Below are 17,832 nucleotides of genomic sequence, written 5' to 3'. Positions count from 1 at the left end.
AATCAAAAAGAAATTCCCATGAATTATTATCATCTGTCAATACTGGTACACCGCCAAGCTATCAGATACGGAAAAAAGACTGCCCTCAAATACAGAAATCCTTACGAGAAAAAATGGAAAAGCATTTCGTGGCGAAAGTTCTCGGACTATGTCATGAAAACAGCTTGGGCAATGGCAGAAATCGGTATCAACGAAGGTGATAAAATAGCTGTATATTCACAGAATATGCCGCAGTATATATATACCGACTTTGCATCGTATGCCAACAGGTGTGTATCTATACCCATATACGCTACATCATCGCCTACACAGGTAGAATACATCGTCAACGATGCCAATGTGGAGGTGCTTTTTGCCGGTGAGCAATTCCAGTATAACAATGCCTATAAAGTACAGCAAAAAGAATCATCCCCTCTGAAAAAAATCATCGTATTCGATCCTAATATCAAATTTCATCCCGAAGATAAAACGTCCGTTTATTTTGATGACTTTATCGCTTCGGGTGAGAATTCAAATGCAGAGGTTATCGTGCGTGTACGCATGAAATCGAGACAAGATGACGATATTGCATGTATCATATACACTTCGGGAACTACCGGAGAGCCCAAAGGTGTTGTGCTGCCACACACCTGTTTCTTACAGGTATTCCGTATCCACGATATGCGGCTTACCATGACTTCCAACAAAGATGTATCCATGAATTTCCTGCCGTTGGCACATATTTTTGAAAGAGCATGGACATACTATGCCCTCCATAAGGGTATGACGATAGCCATCAATCAGGATGCCAAAGAGATACAGAAATCGATAAAACAAATACGCCCCACTATTATGTGTAGTGTTCCCCGTTTCTGGGAAAAGGTATATGCAGGTGTTAACGAAAAAATAGCGGATTCGAAAGGTATCATGAAGTGGATATATACCGACTCGATGAAAACGGGGCGGAAATATAATCTGGACTACAAAAATAACGGCATACGCCCACCACTCGGAACACGTATTAAGTTCTCTTTTTATAACAATACCGTATTCCGCGTCCTCAAAATGGTTGTAGGTATAGAAAGGGGAAATATATTTCCTTGTGCCGGAGCACCGCTCTCTGACGCTATCATAGAATTTCTGTTATCAGTAAATATTCCGATTATTGTCGGATATGGTCTGACCGAAACGTCTGCAACAGTCAGTTTCTATCCCGAAAAAAACTTTACAATTGGTTCTATCGGAACATTAATGCCCGAAGTGGATGTTAGAATAGACGAAAGCAACAATGAAATACTGGTAAAAGGCAAAACTGTGATGCGGGAATATTATAACAAACCTGAAGAAACTGCCAAATCCTTTACCGAGGACGGTTTTTTCCGTACAGGAGACGCCGGAAGATTGGAAGGCAACGTGCTGTATCTGACAGAACGTATCAAAGACCTCTTCAAAACAGCTAATGGCAAATATATCGCACCACAAGCTATCGAGACCAGAGTTGCAGAAGATAAATTCATCGACATGATTGCTATTATAGCCGATGAGCGCAAATTTGTGAGTGCACTGATCGTACCCGATTACAAGGCGCTTATAGAATATGCCGAAGCCCACAATATCTCTTATAACCAAATTGACGACCTGCTATCGAATGTAGATATCCTGCGTATGCTGGACGGACGGATCGAGTTGCTTCAGGCTAATTTTGCCCCATACGAGAAGATCAAGAAATACTGGCTTATGCGTGAACCTTTCTCGATGGAAACAGGCGAGTTGACCAATACATTGAAGGTCAAGCGTAAATTTGTAGCCGAGAAATACAAAGATATTATCGACAACATGTACAAAGAATAAGCAAGCCCGAACAATACACATCCCGCATGGCAGGCATTTATATTCATGTTCCCTTTTGCAAGACACGGTGTATCTATTGTGATTTCTACACCCGTACCGATATATCGCCCAAAAAGGCGTATGTATCTGCTGTATGCAAAGAGATAGAGTTGCGGAAAGCTTATCTGTCGGGAGAGGAAATAAAAACCATATACTTTGGCGGAGGTACACCATCGCAGCTTACTTACGACGATTTCAACGCTATATTTGAAGCTATCGCTAATAACTTCGACATAGTTGGGGATGCTGAGATAACAATGGAAGCCAATCCTGACGATCTGAGTCCCAAATATCTCGAAACCCTCCAAAAACTACCTTTCAACCGTTTGAGTATAGGCATCCAGAGCTTTAACGATGAGGAACTTCAATTCCTGAAACGGAGGCATTCTGCCCAAAAGGCAAAAGAAGCCGTTATGCTTTGTAAAGCGTCCGGCTATGATAATATCAGTATCGACCTGATGTACGGGCTACCCAATCAGACAATGGAGATATGGCGGCAAAACCTCGAAGAAGCCATTGCACTCGACATACAGCATATCTCATCCTATCACCTCATCTATGAACAGGGAACACGTCTCTTCCGCCTATTTAAACAGGGTGACGTGATGCCTGTGGACGAAGATACCAGTGTAGATATGTTTTCAGAAATGATAGACAGGCTTTCTGCTGCTGGGTTTAGCCAATACGAAATATCCAATTTTGCCCGTAACGAGCTATATTCCAAGCACAACAGTTCTTACTGGCTGGGAGCAAAGTATCTTGGATTGGGGCCTGCCGCACATTCATACGACGGCAAAAACAGGGGATGGAACATTGCATCTATCTCAAAATATATCGAAGCTATTGATAAATCTGTACCAAGTACCGAAGTGGAATACCTTGATGAAAACACGCGGTACAATGATTTTATCCTTACCGGAATGCGCACTATGTGGGGAGTGAACATCTATGAACTGGAAAAACAGTTTGGACAGAAGATGAAAGCCTATGCACTCAGCAACGTGCAGAAATATATAGACGAAGGCTTTGTTAGTAACAACGACAATGTATTGAAACTCACCAGAGAAGGTATATTTATTTCAGACGGCATCATGAGCGATATGATGTATATAGATTAAATTTCCAACTCTTTTCCTTCTATATTATGATTATTAATAGCCTCCACTTTCAAGTGGAGGATTATGGACTATGGGCAGCTGCTGCTTTAGCCAAAATGGTTAGACTAAAGTCTCTTTTATTATAATCTTTTATCCACTACTTAAAAGGCGTGGTAACTTAATGCACTTAACAATTCTATCCGATAACGGTAGCTACAATACTACGCTTCCCGCCATAATCGCGAAACTCACATAAATAGATTCCCTGCCATATTCCCATATTCAACTTGCCATTGGTGATTGGTATTGTCAGACTGACTCCGGCAATAGTCGATTTGGCATGGGCAGGCATATCGTCATCACCTTCCGAAGTATGTGTATAATACGGCTCACGTTCGCGAACCAATCTGTTGAAAATAGCTTCCATGTCATCGCGCACATCGGGATCGGCATTTTCATTGATAGTAAGCGCTGCTGATGTATGCTTTATGAACAAGTTCAGCAGCCCTTTCTGCGGTAATGCAGGCAGATTTTGCAACACTTCGTTTGTAACAAGATGAAAGCCCCTTTTACGGGGCTGTAACGAAAATTCTATCTGTTCGATCATTATATTTCTGAAAGATTACAAACAATTCTCAGCATGGTAAGAAGAGCGTACTAACGGTCCGCTTTCTACATAGCTAAACCCTTTATTCATCGCAACATCTTTCAGCCTTTTAAATTCATCAGGATGAACATACCGCATTACCGGAAGGTGTTTGCGCGATGGTTGCAGATATTGTCCGATAGTAAGAACAGAGCAGTTTACAGCAAGCAGGTCGTCCATCAGCTGTTCTATCTCTTCGGTAGTCTCGCCTAAGCCCAGCATTATACCCGACTTAGCTTTCAGTCCGTTAGCGGCAATACGCCCCAATACTGACAGGCTGACATCATACTTAGCTGCACTACGCACTTTAGGCGTAAGGCTTCTTACTGTCTCCATATTGTGAGAGATTACATTCGGTGCAGCATTGCAAACCAGATCTACAAGCTCCATCTTTCCCTGAAAGTCAGGGATAAGCACCTCTATAGTAGTGGTCGGATTCACATCACGTACTTTGTTGATGGTATCTACCCAGTGCTGCGCTCCCTGATCGGGCAAATCGTCCCTGTCCACCGATGTTATTACCGCATGTTTTAGCCCCATCAGCTGAATGGATTTTGCCACATTCGACGGTTCGTTCCTGTTCAATGGCATCGGACGCCCTGTTTTTGTATTACAGAACTTGCATGAGCGCGTACATATATCGCCCCCGATCATAAAAGTGGCTGTTCCCCTGCCCCAACACTCACCCATATTCGGACAGCGTCCACTCGAACAAATAGTGTGCAATCCATGAGATTCTACTATATTTTGGGTTTCGGAGAAGTGATCGCTTCCTCCTAATCTGATCTTTAACCATTCAGGTTTTTTTACGTGCTCCATGACTATTATAATCTATTCTATTGATTTATATAACTTGTGAAATAAGAAATAAGAACAAAGATAACCTATAGAAAGTTTTGAAAAAAACGAGAGGGGTTAAAATGTCATTTAATTAAATTATAACTGATAGATGAACAATTCTGAGGCTAATTAATCCCGCTCGAGGAAAAGATTTTATAAGATTTACGTTCGGATATGAAATCGAAAAGCCTTCCAATATCAAACTGAAAGGCTTTGCTATAATAATATCTGCATTTCTACATATTCGTTTTCAAAAACTTGATCACCTTTTCGTACAGATAAGCCCTGTTAGCAGCACCGCGTATAGAATGGTCTTTATCGGTGAATACGAACATATCGAACTGCTTATTAGCTTGTACAAGGGCAGCGGCATAATCCATCGTATTCTGAAAATGGACATTATCATCAGCCGAACCATGTATCAACAGCAGATTACCTTCAAGCTTATTTGCTAATTTGATAGCTGATCCGGCTTCATATCCCGAAGCATTTTGCTGAGGTGTACGCATAAACCGTTCTGCATATACCGAATCGTAGAATTTCCAATCGGTAACAGGGGCTATAGCCACTCCTGCCTTGAATACGCCGTTTCCTCGACTCATACTCATCAGCACATTGTACCCGCCATAGCTCCATCCCCAAATAGCTATCTTGCTACCATCTATATAAGGCAGTGTTGCAAAATGCTTAGCGGCAGCTACCTGATCTTCCGATTCGTAAATCCCCAGATTCATATAGGTACATTTGCGGAATTCTTCGCCTTTCGCTCCCGTACCTCGTCCGTCTACACAGGCAACTATGAATCCCTGCGTAGTCAGATAATCTGTCCAGTCCATGCCATAGCTATCTTTTACTTGTTGCGAATTAGGACCGCTATACTGAATCATTACCAATGGATATTTGCGCGACGCGTTAAAATCTGCCGGTTTCATTATATAAGCATTCATATCTCTGCCATCGGCGGATTTCACCGTGATAAACTCTTTCGTTGGCAGTTTCATTCCGGCAAGGGTACGTGTCAGAGCTGCATTGTCTTCCAACACACGAAGTTCTTTACCTGTAGCGTCATGTACGGTCACTATGCGCGGAGTAGTAGCATTGCTATAGTTGTTGATATAATACTTACCGTTCTCGCTGAATGTAGCACTGTTTACACCTTGTTTTGCCGACAATTTTGTCTTTACGCCTTTCACCATGTCTATTTTATAAATGGCACGTCGCATAGAACTTTCTTCTGCCGATTCATAAAATACTGTTTTAGACACAGGGTCTACAGCAAGTAGTTCCGTCACGTCATAGTCACCTGTTGTAAGCTGTTTCTGCTGAACTCCGGTATTGTCGTACAGATAGATATGTGCATAACCACTCTTCTCGCTGACATAGGTAAACTGATTGTCGAAGAAATGAACAGTATTGAATAGTTCCGAATCTATGTACCGGTCATTTTCTTCATGTATAACCGAACGTGCAACAGCCGAACGTGCATTGGCAAAGTACAGATCAAACTTATTTTGCTCACGGTTCAGCGTAAATATAGCCAATTCATCGCCACTCGGAAGAAATTCTATACGAGGGATATATTCCGTATTGGCAGGAATATTCATTTTGCGTATTGTCTTGGAATCTATATCGAATACATTACATGTTACCTTTGAGTTCGGTTCTCCTGCTTTCGGATATTTGAATGAAAACAGCGATGGATACAGTTGATTTTCATATATCTGCATAGAATATTGTGGTACATTGGTTTCGTCGAAACGGACAAAAGCCAGTAACTGACCATCGGCAGAGAAGTCCATCAAGGTTGTTGTACCGAATTCCTCTTCATATACCCAGTCGGTACCACCATTGATAATTTTACCGAATGCACCATCTTTTGTTACCTGCGATTCGGTATCGTAATCGAACTTGGCAAGCCATATATTATTATCTATCATATATGCCAGCATACGCCCATCGCGCGAGAACACAGGGATCGACTGCTTTTCTTTGTTCTCGGTCAGTTTACGCACAAGATTGCGGCGTACATCGTAATAGTAATAATTAGCTTTGAATGAGTGACGGTAGATAGATTCAGCATCGTTATACACCACCAGGCGTTTTTCATCGGGACTGATAAGAAATCCCTGAAACGAATCGAATGTACAATCACGAGCTTTCTTCACATTAAATATCGTATCTGTCGGTAAGCCCGTTTTGTATGAATACTTAATGATCATTTTATATTCGCCGTCTGCCTGATAATACGATTCTCCATCTGCTGACGAAGTCACCGGCGACACACCGCGTGCATAATATTTACCGGAAGTTATATCTCTCAGGTCTAAACGCTGTGCGTTTACTGTAGTAAATAAGAGGGCAACAGCCAACAATCCTAAAATACGCTTCATATCTTGTTTCGTTTTTGTTTCTTGCAAATATACCTATTTTTCAGAAGTTGAGAAAAGCTATTTGCATCGCTTTAAGAAAAAAGCATTAATTGAGAGCATCCCGAAGATGTTCCAAGATATATAAATTGAGTTCTAAAGGTTTACCTTTATATTCATCAGATATATACACATCCTTTATGCCTTGAAAAGCTTTTTCCCATATAGAATAGCTCAATTGAAGATCATTGTCGTCATAGAATATTTCTGCCCAATCGTCATTCGGTTCCAACTGTATCCCATTACTTGCGAAAAACAAAGGAACATTTCTTAGTATTTTTAAGCTTATAGAATTTTTCTTCTGTCCGGAGATATATTCTTGATTGTATTTAAGATATGATAAGGTAAAGTCTAGTGCTCCCCGAACCCGATCTCTTATTTGTGCCTCACTTTCCGGTTGGCTTGCTTTGATACGCCATCGATTTTTATCGATATTGCCATAATTGCTAAAAGATGACTTAAAGAAATCCGGATCTTGTTTCCTGTATTCAAAATAGTTATAAATATACAAGTAATTGTCTGAAAGAGGTTTTTCTGCAAAATCAAGTCTGGACTTCATCTTGTCCGATCCTATTTCATCTATTATAAATATTAATTTATCCTGACTTGGATCTGTTGGTTTTAATATTATTTGATCATTATTAAAGCTCCATTTTCCAAATGATATATTTTGCAGTTTACTTAACACAAGAAAGTATGTACTATCAGCATTCAATATAATCTGGTTATCCGGCAATACCTCTTTTCTGTTTTTAGCATTCGGTGTTTTGTCTGAATTCAAGTCTAATACTGATTTAAGGTCGGCAAACTCCAGATCCCATTTTCCAATAATTTGAGTTTGCTTCTTCTCATTGCTGCAAGCTGTAATAACAATAATAATAAGCAGTAGTGTGAAGTAATGTGTTTTCATTATGTTAAATATTAATCCGACGAAGATAATGCTTTTTTATAACGTATGATGAGAGTATCATAAAAAAAGCCGTATAAAAAAATTATACGGCTACCTTGTGTGTAGTATTGTCTTCGCTTAATTCAGAACACCGCGTATGCGGTCTTCGAATGCCGAAAGTGAGGCTTTTGCACCCTCTCCCATAGCGATTATTATTTGCTTATACGGAACAGTAGATACGTCTCCTGCCGCATAGATTCCTGCTTCGGATGTACGGCAATGACTGTCTACTTCTATTTCACCAAAGCGGTTCATATTTACCAGACCTTTAAAGGCTGCACTGTTCGGCGCAAGCCCGATCTGCACAAAGATACCATCCAGATCGTACACTTTTTCCTGTTCTGTTTTACGGTCTTTTATACGGATGCCTGTAACTTTCTCACCGTTTCCTACTACTTCTGTAGTCTGTGCGCTGACTATTATTTCCACATTCGGAAGGCTTGCAGCTTTCTCTTGTAATACTTTATCAGCTTTCAGTTCGTCAAGAAACTCAAAAACAGTCACTTTGGAACAAATTCCAGCCAAGTCGATAGCAGCTTCTATACCAGAGTTACCCCCTCCTACTACAGCCACATGCTTACCCTTGTAGAAAGGTCCGTCACAGTGCGGACAGAATGCCACGCCTTTTCCGATATATTCGGACTCGCCCTGTACATTAAGTTTTCTCCAACTGGCGCCGGTAGCAATGATCAATGCCGGAGCAATAATTTTTTCGCCTCCGCTCAGATAAATTACTTTACCCGAATTTTCGATCTCAACCTTTTCCACAGAGCGGTGTTCCATGATGTCTACCGGATAATCCTGTATATGAAGTTTTATATTGTTGGCAAGCTGCTCTCCTGTTGTTTTAGGTACGGAAATCAGGTTTTCTATACCAACTGTTTCTTTCACCTGTCCGCCGATACGCTCCGCCAGTAAAGCCACCTTTAGTCCTTTACGTGCCGAATAGATTGCTGCTGCCGATCCGGCAGGACCTCCACCTACAACGGCTACATCATATTCTTTTGGTGCAGATGAATCTACTGCCTGACGATCGGAACCGTATTGATTCTCGAGCTTTGTAAGCAGTTCGCCGAAATCGCCCCGACCAACGTGTAATAGCTGTCCGTCAGCAAATACAGCTGGTACTCCCTGCAATTTAAGGGCATCTACTTCCTGTTGATTGATAGCACCGTCAACCATCTCGTGTGATATTTCGGGATTGAGAACGGCCATCACATTCAATGCCTGCACTATATCAGGGCAGTTGGTACATGTAAGCGATACATAGGTAGTAAGGCGGATGGGGCCTTTAAGCACTTTTACCCTGCCTGCGATAAAATCGTCAGGAATATTCTTTCCCTTGCCATCACTATTGAGTATAGCCAGTAGCAGTGAGGTAAATTCGTGTCCGTTGGGTACTCCTCTGAACTTTATTCCTGTCGGTTGTCCGTTTTTCAGCAATGAAAACTCTAAAGCATCTCCGCTCTTCTCCTGCAATGATATATTATTGCCCGAACAGGCAGCAACATCGCTCAGGAGCTCTACTAGTTCGCTGCGGCTATCGTGTGCGGCCGATACCGATACATCGAATGTATATTGATTTTTCAGATCAGCAAAGAGTCCTTTCAATTGATCTTTCAACGATGAGTCTAGCATATTTTAGCTTTGAATTAAAGTAATGAAAAAATAAGACCGGCGTTTGTCAGCCGGTCTCACTATATTTGTTTGATTAGATCTTACCAACCAGGTCGATGCTTGGTTTCAGTGTTTCCTCTCCTTTTTTCCATTTTGCAGGACAAACTTCACCATCGTGAGTAGCAACAAACTGAGCTGCTTCTACTTTGCGTAACAGTTCATCAGCATTACGTCCGATTCCGTTATCATGGATTTCCGCAATTTTGATTTGTCCTTCCGGATTAACAAGGAAAGTTCCTCTGTAAGCCATTCCTTCTTCTTCGATCATTACACCGAATGAACGGCTCAATACACCTGTAGGGTCTGCCAACATCGGGTATTTGATTTTACGGATGCTTTCTGATGCATCGTGCCATGCTTTGTGTACGAAGTGTGAATCTGTGCTTACAGAATATACTTCTACACCCATTGCCTGAAGCTGATCGTATTTATCGGCAACGTCTACCAGTTCGGTAGGACATACGAATGTAAAATCGGCAGGATAGAAAAAGAAAATAGCCCATTTTCCTTTTACATCTTCGCTTGAAACTGTTTTGAATGCACCATTGTGATAAGCTTGGACTTTAAATTCCGGTAGTTTGGAGTTGATAATTGGTTCCATAATAATTTCGAGTTTTTAGATAAATAAAATTTATAATTATGACGCAAATATATATAGTTTTTATTTATATAAAAATTATTATTGATAGATTATACCTATATCGTCTTAGAGAAAAATAATTGTGACAGGCAAGTAATTCAGCCTCAAATATCCATGAAAAAAGGGTTGCACATATCGTACAACCCTTCTCTTATCTTTTATTTGTCTGAATTATTCTTTTTCTTTATACCATTTGTAAAGATGTCCGTCTACAAACTGGAAATACCATTGATTTTTAAATTTGTCTACATACATCAGTGTCTGATTATTGTAGTCTCTTTGCTCTACTACAGTATATTTTTCACCCATCAGATTTACAATCTGGTCAGGAGTCATACCCAACTGCACTTGCTTTAACTGTGTATTATAAGCTGTACCACAAGCTGTAAGCGCCAAAGCCATAAATAGTGTGAAAAGTAATTTTTTCATAATATAATTATTTTTATTAATTAGTAAACAACACACCTCTATAGAAAGTTCGTTCTATAAACTTATTATCACAAAAATACAGCAAAAAATAATGGAAAGATCAGAATTGAGTTCTTTTATTTTTGTGCAGCTTTGTAATTGTTCTCATCTATATTAATAATAAAACGGATTCTCGGGCTAAATATTGTTGCTTTGACAATTATTTCTTTCTGTTTGTACTATAAAAATTACCCCGAAGGTTGATTCGGGGTAACTAAGTAAAACCATGATCGTAGTATGTAGGGAATACCAGATTATTTACTTATATATAATCTGTATTCTCCCTGTTGTAATTCTATCGTTTGTTTTCCGGTTGGGAAATCTGTTGTTGTATTCGTAAAATATTCCTGCCACTGGCCTGCCTTACCCAAATCGACCTCAGCCGACAAAGGTTCTAAATCAAAATTGGCTATAGCACAAACATAATCATTGCCCGATTTGAGTAATATCTGCTTATATTGCCCTGCCAGATCTATTGTGTAATCGGCAGTAGAGAACGCACTATTTGCATTGCGAAGCTTATTCATTTTGACATATACATCATACAAGGCTTTTCTCTCCGGCACATCATAATAGTCCCAGCGTACAGGCTTTTTCCCCAGACGGTCATTATTCAATTCGAAGTCGTAACCTACTTCACCGAATTGCCATATCATCTTAGGACCGGGCAATGTCATTAGTATTACTGCTGCCGCCTCAGTGCGCTGTAGTCCGGTTGCTAATTCCTGAACATTGTATGGTGGATGCTCATCGTTTCCGTATGAGTTATTTTTGAACATAATCCGCTCTTCATCGTGGCTCTCCATATAGGCCACAAGATTGGGTTTAGTCCACCCTCTCTCCTTATAGGATGCCCATTTCACATCTCCTTTAGGACCATACTCTCCCTGACCGGCACCCCACCCCATAGTGGCTTCGTTAAAGTTGTAATTTATGTTGCCCCACAATTTTATACCATATTCGGCAAGCTCTTTTTCTTCGTCATTATCTGATAAATGTTCGAAAATAACGATGGCGTCAGAATTTCTCTTCTTTATTTCGTCATAGATACGTTTCAGATTCTTTATGCGGGCTGCATCGTAAGGGCTGCCCCACGAATCGGCAGGATATGGCGTATTTGAGAAACCTTTAGTAAAATCGAGACGGAAGCCGTCTATCTTATACTCTTTCATCCAGTATGAAAAAACACTGTCGACAAATACTTTGGTGTACTGGCTTTCGTGATTGAAATCGCATCCCCATTGTGCATCGGGATTGGCAAAGTTTGATTTCTGATTGTACCAAGGATTATCTGCCGTAGGATTGTATTTGCCATCGTGATACATCCGCACCATAGGGCTTTGTCCGTAGCTATGATTAAGTACAATATCCATAATAACGGCTATACCTCTCTGATGGCAGGCATCGATGAATGCTTTATAATCGTTGGATGTACCATAAGCCTTATCGGGTGCAAAGTAAAAAGACGGATTGTAGCCCCAGCTGTTATTTGCTTCAAACTCGTTAAAAGGCATCAGTTCGATGGCATTTACTCCCAGATTTTGCAAATAGTCGAGTTTTCCCTGAACACCTTTAATACTACCCTCTTCGGTAAAGTCGCGGATAAGTATTTCATAGATAACCATATTATCGGGGTTCGACACCTTGAAATTAGATACTTTCCACGAATAGCTATCAGGAGATGTATTCACTACCATTGCTATCTCTTCGGTTTTACCTGTAGGGTAAGCTATCAGATTAGGGTAAATAGTACTCAATATTTTAGAATCGTTCCAAGGATCGGATATCTTGTTGGCATAAGGGTCTGCTACCCTTATTGCATTATCTATAAGATATTGGCAAATGTATTCTTTATCCTTTTGCAGATCGCCGATACGTATCCAGAAACGGTTAGTCTCACTGTCCTTCTTCATCTTGTATTTCTCGGAAACTTCCCAATTATTGAAGTCGCCTATCAGATAAACGGATTCTTTACCCGGAGCAAAAAGAACAAATCCCAATGAATCATCGCTTATGAGATTTATCCCATCACGCATACCTACAACGACAGGGGTAGCAGGGACTTCGGGATCGACTGGCACAGGATTGGAATCGTCATCGCTACACGACAGCCAAATAATAGTAAGAAAGAACAGGAATAAATGTTTAATTTTCATGGTAATGATTTGTTCTGTTAGACTACAGACTAATTAACAGCAAAATTAAATCACTTACTATTAACAATTTATAGCTCATTGTATAAATCTGCTAAAATTACTCCGCAAACGTTTGCTTACAGGAAAGCTGAGCAGCACTTCACATTATTTCTTATTTAAAAAATTCCAGAATTAAACTTATTGTCATAAAATCAGTCTATATTATATAAATATGACAGTGGTTGTATTTTGGAAAAGAAACATCTTATTCGCGGGATTTTCAACACACTGCGGATAGAAGAAAGCACTATAATATAAACGACTAATACTTATTGCTATGAAACGGATTTTGGTTTTTATATGGATAATTAGTCTGACGCTGCTACAACAAAGTTGTAACGACGGTAAGAATACCGAAAAGGACAATAATGAGAACAATACGGAACGTATTGAAGTAACTAACAGCCAAACCGATGCAATATCCGATACGACCTTCTATACAGAAGATATTTGGAATGAAAATATCAGCACTTCATATTTGAATGATGAGCCAACTTATAACAAACAACCTCAGGCAAAGTATAGTGGGAATAGCGAAGCCTACAAGAATAATTACAGCTCCGGCTTCTATATTCTGGCAACACCTACCGACGCCATAAGCGCGGAGAATGTAATTCCGTCCATACCGTATAATAATGAACCGTATTATGATTATAATAGTCAACCGATAGACAATTATTATTATCAGGATTATACTCCGTATTATGACAACAATAATAATTACTATGGAGGTTATTATTATCCTCTGCCCGATAATAACTATTATTCAGACTATTATTATTACGACAATAGTTCGAGCTACTATTACAATGATTATTATTACGATGACTATTATGATTATACATATCCGTCTTATACAAAACCGGTAAGCCCCAATAGGCCAAACAGACCTCATCTGCCAAACAGGCCTAAACCAATTCAGCCTAAACCGGAATACCCGTCTGTACCTTCCGTTAGACCTATACCTCCGACTAGTATCAGACCGATAGAAAGACCGAATCCGGATATATCTAAAAGACCGACTTCCAGACCAAACAGGCCTGAGAATACAAGACCTACCGAAAACGACAGGCCAACTGTAAGACCTGTACCTCCAACAAGTACAAGGCCTACAGATAATGACAGACCAAGTGTAAGACCAGTGCCTACACCTGAGGGTTCAACAGGATTAAGACCTGACAGAAGGCCTATTATCGAAAATCCGAGCAAACCTGAAACTCCGGCACAACGACCAACATATATTGTACCTAATCAGGACAGACAAGAACGAGAGAGACAAGAAACTGAAAGCCGCCGCCAGCAGGAAGCCCAAGAGAAACAAACGACTGAAAGAAGAGAAGCCGAGAACAGAAGACAACGCGAAGAACAGGAAAAACAAGCAAGGGAAAAGCAGGAAGCGGAAAGTCGTCGTCAAAGAGAAACTCAACAAAGGCAAGAAGCTGAAAGAAGAGAAGCCGAGAGCAAAAGGCAACGAGAGGAACAAGAAAAACAAGCAAGGGAAAAGCAGGAAGCAGAAAGCCGCCGTCAGCGGGAAGCTCAAGAGAGACAAGCTACTGAAAGACGCGAAACCGAGAGTAGAAGACAGCGTGAGGAACAGGAAAAACAAGCCCGCGAAAGACAGGAAGCAGAAAGCCGCCGACAAAGAGAAACTCAACAAAGACAAGAAGCTGAAAGAAGAGAAACCGAGAACAGAAGGCAACGAGAGGGACAAGAAAAACAAGCAAGGGAAAAGCAGGAAGCAGAAAGCCGCCGACAGCGGGAAGCTCAAGAGAGACAAGCTACTGAAAGACGCGAAGCCGAGAGCAGAAGACAGCGTGAGGAGCAGGAAAAACAGGAACGTAGCCGTAGAGAAGCAACCGAACGTAGCGGATCAGGTAGAAGCAGATAAGTTTCCTACATTCGTTTTGTGTTCAATATTAATTTATTACAGCAACAGGTGTCCGTATACGGACACCTGTTATTTATACAATCATTCTATTTTGTGTCGTCAAAGATAATATATACAGAAGTATGAAAAATAGAAAAGTTTATCTATATAGAAAAGCGTTCTTTTAAGAATTAAGATTCTAGAATCGAAACACGTGTAATTAAAAACTAATATTTTCGAGTAAGCTTTGTAAGGTTTTAGTTAAAATGCAGTGTGCTGCCTTGTAGGGCGGGATCCATGTGTTCGTCCGAAGATCGGATAAACGGGCAGGGTGTGCGCACCAGCGAGATTTAGTTAAAAGATTTCTCACGCAAAGACGCGGAGGCGCAAAAGAATAACACTTGTAACTAGCGTTAGTTTTGTCAGGTTTTAGTTAAAATTTTTCTTCTTACCCATGCAAAAATAACGTTCGAGGAGCGGATGCGCCCCAATTCCAGTCTGTGTGCTGTGTAGTAAAAAGATAGATTAATATTTGAACAGTAGATCTTAACACCAGCGAGATGTTATAATGCTTTAGACCCTCAAAGATTACGAAAGAAAGGAGGAGATGTTGGTGGAGATTTGCCTATATTTGATAAAAACTAATACATATATAAATATGGATATAGAAACAGCAAGGTATATAACTACATATTATTATCATCTGTTTTCTGACGAGGAAAAGTTAGCATTAAGGCATCAACATTCTACGATCAAATTATCAGACAGAGAAGAGGATAATCATATTAAAGTGACAGAATTATATAAAGAGAAGGGATGGTTATCAGATTGGCAACCGGCTTTAGACCTTCTAAAAGACGGAGAGGATGTCTTTTATATAAATGTAGCAAAAAGAATTATGGCTGAATCTCCCCACAAAGTTTTTCTAAACTATTGCTCTAAATGCAATGGTCTGGCAAGAACGCCACAGGCAAAGCAATGCCGATTCTGTGGCTACGATTGGCATTAAATCTAATCAAAACAATCATGAATATATGGAATTAGAGATACTAAACAAAAAATTTGCAGTATGTAAACTGCAAGGAACCGAAAACATCAATCTAAAGGATGAATATTTTTTTATAGGGAAAACAAATGAGGAAATCTCGTTAGTATGTGAAGAATCATCTATACCGTCGGATCGTATAGAATGTGAAAAGGGATGGAAAGCCTTTAAGATTAAAGGAACCCTTGATTTCTCTCTGGTCGGTATTCTGGCTAAAATAGCAACGCTACTGGCTGAAAATAATATCAGCATTTTTGCCATCTCTACTTATAACACTGATTATATACTAGTGAAAAAAGAGAACTTTCAAAATGCAATTACTGCTCTGAAGAAGAATTATAAAATCATTAATTATGATGAAGGATTTGACAATAAGACCTGCAAATGACTCGGATATAGAAGAAATTGCACAATTATTTTATGATACGGTTCAGAACATCAGTAATGATGATTATTCTAAAGAGCAAATAAATGATTGGTCTTCATCTTATAATAATACGGATAAATGGAAAGAACGAATCGATTCACAATACTTTATTGTAGCCGAATATAAAGAACAAATTGTAGGCTTTAGTTCTTTAGCTCCTGATGGTTATCTGGATTTCATGTATGTGCATAAGGATTGCCAGAGGCTAGGGATCGCAAGACGATTATTAGAAGCGATTGAAAAAAAGGCAGTTTTGCAGAACAATCATTTTATATATTCGGATGTAAGTATTACTGCACGCCCGTTTTTTGAATTATGTGGGTACAGAGTAAAGAAACAACAATCAAGGAAGAGTAACAATTCATATCTCACAAATTTCAGAATGGTTAAACTCTTACAAACAATTTAATCGAAGATCGAAAAAGTATACTTACATTGTAAGCAAAAATAGAACAATGATAGGAAAACATTCTAATACTGTTTTAAAAGAGAATATTGATGCTGTATTACAATACAGAAACACCATACCAATGGAGTTTATCTCCTTTTGGAATGGTGGAGAAGCATGGACAGGACATCTCCTTATAATGCAGAAAGAAGATATACCGATAGAGAAAGTGTTTGCTCTTTTTGCATTCCGTACCCTCTGCCTGTTCGAAGAATGGGATATTGATGATACATTCCCTGAAGAACAATTAAGATCTAATTATGGTATCGCTATTGGCTATTATGGTGATGAAGATATTATAAAACAGACCTCTGTTGATTATTTTATGAGATGGTCTAATTACCCTCTTCTCATCGATTCTTCAAGAGAACATGTCCAAAGCGGTAAAAGTTACTGTCAAGTGTCCGTAAATAATCATATAATGGAAGCTTCTGAGCTAAACGGATTTGACCCTCTCAAAAACTACAAAATAAGGGAATGCTTTCTGGCAAAAGATAAATGGAATTCTCAACATTATATCTTGGCAACAGATAATGAGTATATATATTATGAAGGCTGGACAAATGTTTAGGTACCAGATAGATTTGCTACAGAATTGGGTGAGGAATTATTACTTTTTATAAAAAATCTTATGGAAAATCTTAAAGAAAGGATATTCTCTAATCCTCAAAATGAAAGAATTTTATCATTTTTATCTTTAGAAAAAAGCGATAGATTACAATTATGGGATGATTTCGGATTTGACGAGGGAGCAAGGGTATTCTTTGATAAATATGGTCAAAATATACCTAACGATTGTAAATACTCGTTCTCAATACATAACTTATATCTAAATAGTGAAAATGGTCTTATTTTTGCATTCCAAATCGGACGTTTTACATTCGCATTCAGATATCCATTTAGAGACAATAAAAATAGGCAAAAAAGCTACACTTTAGATGACTGGATCAATATTGAACAATTAGGAAATGATTGGGCATTGCTAGATTATTTTTACAAAGAGGAGCAAATATATCTCGAGAAATCATATAGCATATATGGAGGATAATTTCCTTGACTACTGCCCCGTATCTGCCCCGACAAGTATGTATAAAAACAACGGAAACTGTTTGTAATAAACAGTTTCCGTCTCTTTCAGTTGCGGAGACCGGATTCGAACCGATGACCTCCAGGTTATGAGCCTGGCGAGCTACCACTGCTCCACCCCGCGATATTGTGAGTGCAAAAGTATGCAAATA

The 17,832-nt window shown here is 39.5% G+C and carries 16 protein-coding genes and 1 tRNA gene; 8 read left to right on the top strand and 9 right to left on the bottom strand.

The window, feature by feature from the left end:
• The first annotated feature begins 18 nt into the window (after nucleotides 1-18).
• Nucleotides 19-1,830, top strand: a complete 1,812-nt coding sequence (locus M2448_RS10415) for a long-chain fatty acid--CoA ligase (protein ID WP_280646039.1) — start codon at nucleotides 19-21, stop codon at nucleotides 1,828-1,830.
• A gap of 26 nt (nucleotides 1,831-1,856) precedes the next feature.
• Entirely contained in the window at nucleotides 1,857-2,987 is a 1,131-nt protein-coding gene (gene hemW, locus M2448_RS10410) for a radical SAM family heme chaperone HemW (protein ID WP_280646040.1), read from the top strand.
• A gap of 175 nt (nucleotides 2,988-3,162) precedes the next feature.
• Here the strand turns inward: hemW and M2448_RS10405 are convergent, their stop codons facing one another.
• From M2448_RS10405 to M2448_RS10370, 8 genes are all read right to left on the bottom strand, one after another.
• Nucleotides 3,163-3,573, bottom strand: coding sequence for a secondary thiamine-phosphate synthase enzyme YjbQ (locus M2448_RS10405; protein WP_280646041.1), 411 nt, complete (start codon nucleotides 3,571-3,573; stop codon nucleotides 3,163-3,165).
• 15 nt (nucleotides 3,574-3,588) lie between these two features.
• Nucleotides 3,589-4,431: a lipoyl synthase gene (gene lipA / locus M2448_RS10400; protein WP_280646042.1), complete on the bottom strand. Its 843-nt coding sequence runs from the start codon at nucleotides 4,429-4,431 to the stop codon at nucleotides 3,589-3,591.
• A gap of 257 nt (nucleotides 4,432-4,688) precedes the next feature.
• Nucleotides 4,689-6,842, bottom strand: coding sequence for a S9 family peptidase (locus M2448_RS10395; protein ID WP_280646043.1), 2,154 nt, complete (start codon nucleotides 6,840-6,842; stop codon nucleotides 4,689-4,691).
• 85 nt (nucleotides 6,843-6,927) lie between these two features.
• Nucleotides 6,928-7,788, bottom strand: coding sequence for a hypothetical protein (locus tag M2448_RS10390; protein ID WP_280646044.1), 861 nt, complete (start codon nucleotides 7,786-7,788; stop codon nucleotides 6,928-6,930).
• A gap of 117 nt (nucleotides 7,789-7,905) precedes the next feature.
• Nucleotides 7,906-9,465, bottom strand: coding sequence for an alkyl hydroperoxide reductase subunit F (gene ahpF, locus M2448_RS10385; protein WP_280646045.1), 1,560 nt, complete (start codon nucleotides 9,463-9,465; stop codon nucleotides 7,906-7,908).
• 73 nt (nucleotides 9,466-9,538) lie between these two features.
• The gene (gene ahpC, locus M2448_RS10380; protein WP_280646046.1) at nucleotides 9,539-10,105 is read right to left on the bottom strand and encodes an alkyl hydroperoxide reductase subunit C; all 567 of its coding nucleotides are present in this window, start codon (nucleotides 10,103-10,105) and stop codon (nucleotides 9,539-9,541) included.
• 210 nt (nucleotides 10,106-10,315) lie between these two features.
• Nucleotides 10,316-10,573 carry a hypothetical protein gene (locus tag M2448_RS10375; protein WP_280646047.1) on the bottom strand — a complete coding sequence of 86 codons (258 nt, stop codon included), beginning with the start codon at nucleotides 10,571-10,573 and terminating at the stop codon, nucleotides 10,316-10,318.
• A 293-nt stretch (nucleotides 10,574-10,866) separates the two neighbouring features.
• Complete coding sequence (locus M2448_RS10370; RefSeq protein ID WP_280646048.1) at nucleotides 10,867-12,768, bottom strand: alpha-amylase family glycosyl hydrolase; 1,902 nt, start codon at nucleotides 12,766-12,768, stop codon at nucleotides 10,867-10,869.
• A gap of 316 nt (nucleotides 12,769-13,084) precedes the next feature.
• On the opposite strand from M2448_RS10370, the gene M2448_RS10365 reads away from it, so the two are divergent.
• From M2448_RS10365 to M2448_RS10340, 6 genes are all read left to right on the top strand, one after another.
• On the top strand, nucleotides 13,085-14,695 hold the full coding sequence (locus M2448_RS10365) for a hypothetical protein (protein WP_280646049.1): 1,611 nt from the start codon (nucleotides 13,085-13,087) through the stop codon (nucleotides 14,693-14,695).
• A 637-nt stretch (nucleotides 14,696-15,332) separates the two neighbouring features.
• A complete protein-coding gene (locus M2448_RS10360) occupies nucleotides 15,333-15,683 on the top strand; it encodes a hypothetical protein (RefSeq protein WP_280646050.1) in 351 nt (116 codons plus the stop codon).
• 25 nt (nucleotides 15,684-15,708) lie between these two features.
• Entirely contained in the window at nucleotides 15,709-16,107 is a 399-nt protein-coding gene (locus M2448_RS10355) for an ACT domain-containing protein (protein WP_280646051.1), read from the top strand.
• The gene (locus tag M2448_RS10350; RefSeq protein ID WP_280646052.1) at nucleotides 16,073-16,555 is read left to right on the top strand and encodes a GNAT family N-acetyltransferase; all 483 of its coding nucleotides are present in this window, start codon (nucleotides 16,073-16,075) and stop codon (nucleotides 16,553-16,555) included. Before M2448_RS10355 ends, M2448_RS10350 begins: the two co-directional genes overlap by 35 nt.
• A gap of 46 nt (nucleotides 16,556-16,601) precedes the next feature.
• Nucleotides 16,602-17,165 carry a hypothetical protein gene (locus tag M2448_RS10345; protein ID WP_280646053.1) on the top strand — a complete coding sequence of 188 codons (564 nt, stop codon included), beginning with the start codon at nucleotides 16,602-16,604 and terminating at the stop codon, nucleotides 17,163-17,165.
• 60 nt (nucleotides 17,166-17,225) lie between these two features.
• Nucleotides 17,226-17,642 (top strand): hypothetical protein, encoded by a 417-nt coding sequence (locus tag M2448_RS10340; protein WP_280646054.1) that lies wholly within the window; start codon nucleotides 17,226-17,228, stop codon nucleotides 17,640-17,642.
• 90 nt (nucleotides 17,643-17,732) lie between these two features.
• Here the strand turns inward: M2448_RS10340 and M2448_RS10335 are convergent.
• A tRNA-Met gene (locus M2448_RS10335) sits at nucleotides 17,733-17,804 on the bottom strand.
• Nucleotides 17,805-17,832: the final 28 nt, after the last annotated feature.

It is taken from the genome of Dysgonomonas sp. PF1-14, from assembly GCF_029892965.1.
Classification (GTDB): Bacteria; Bacteroidota; Bacteroidia; order Bacteroidales; family Dysgonomonadaceae; genus Dysgonomonas.
This window is presented reverse-complemented; position numbering and strand designations above follow the sequence as displayed.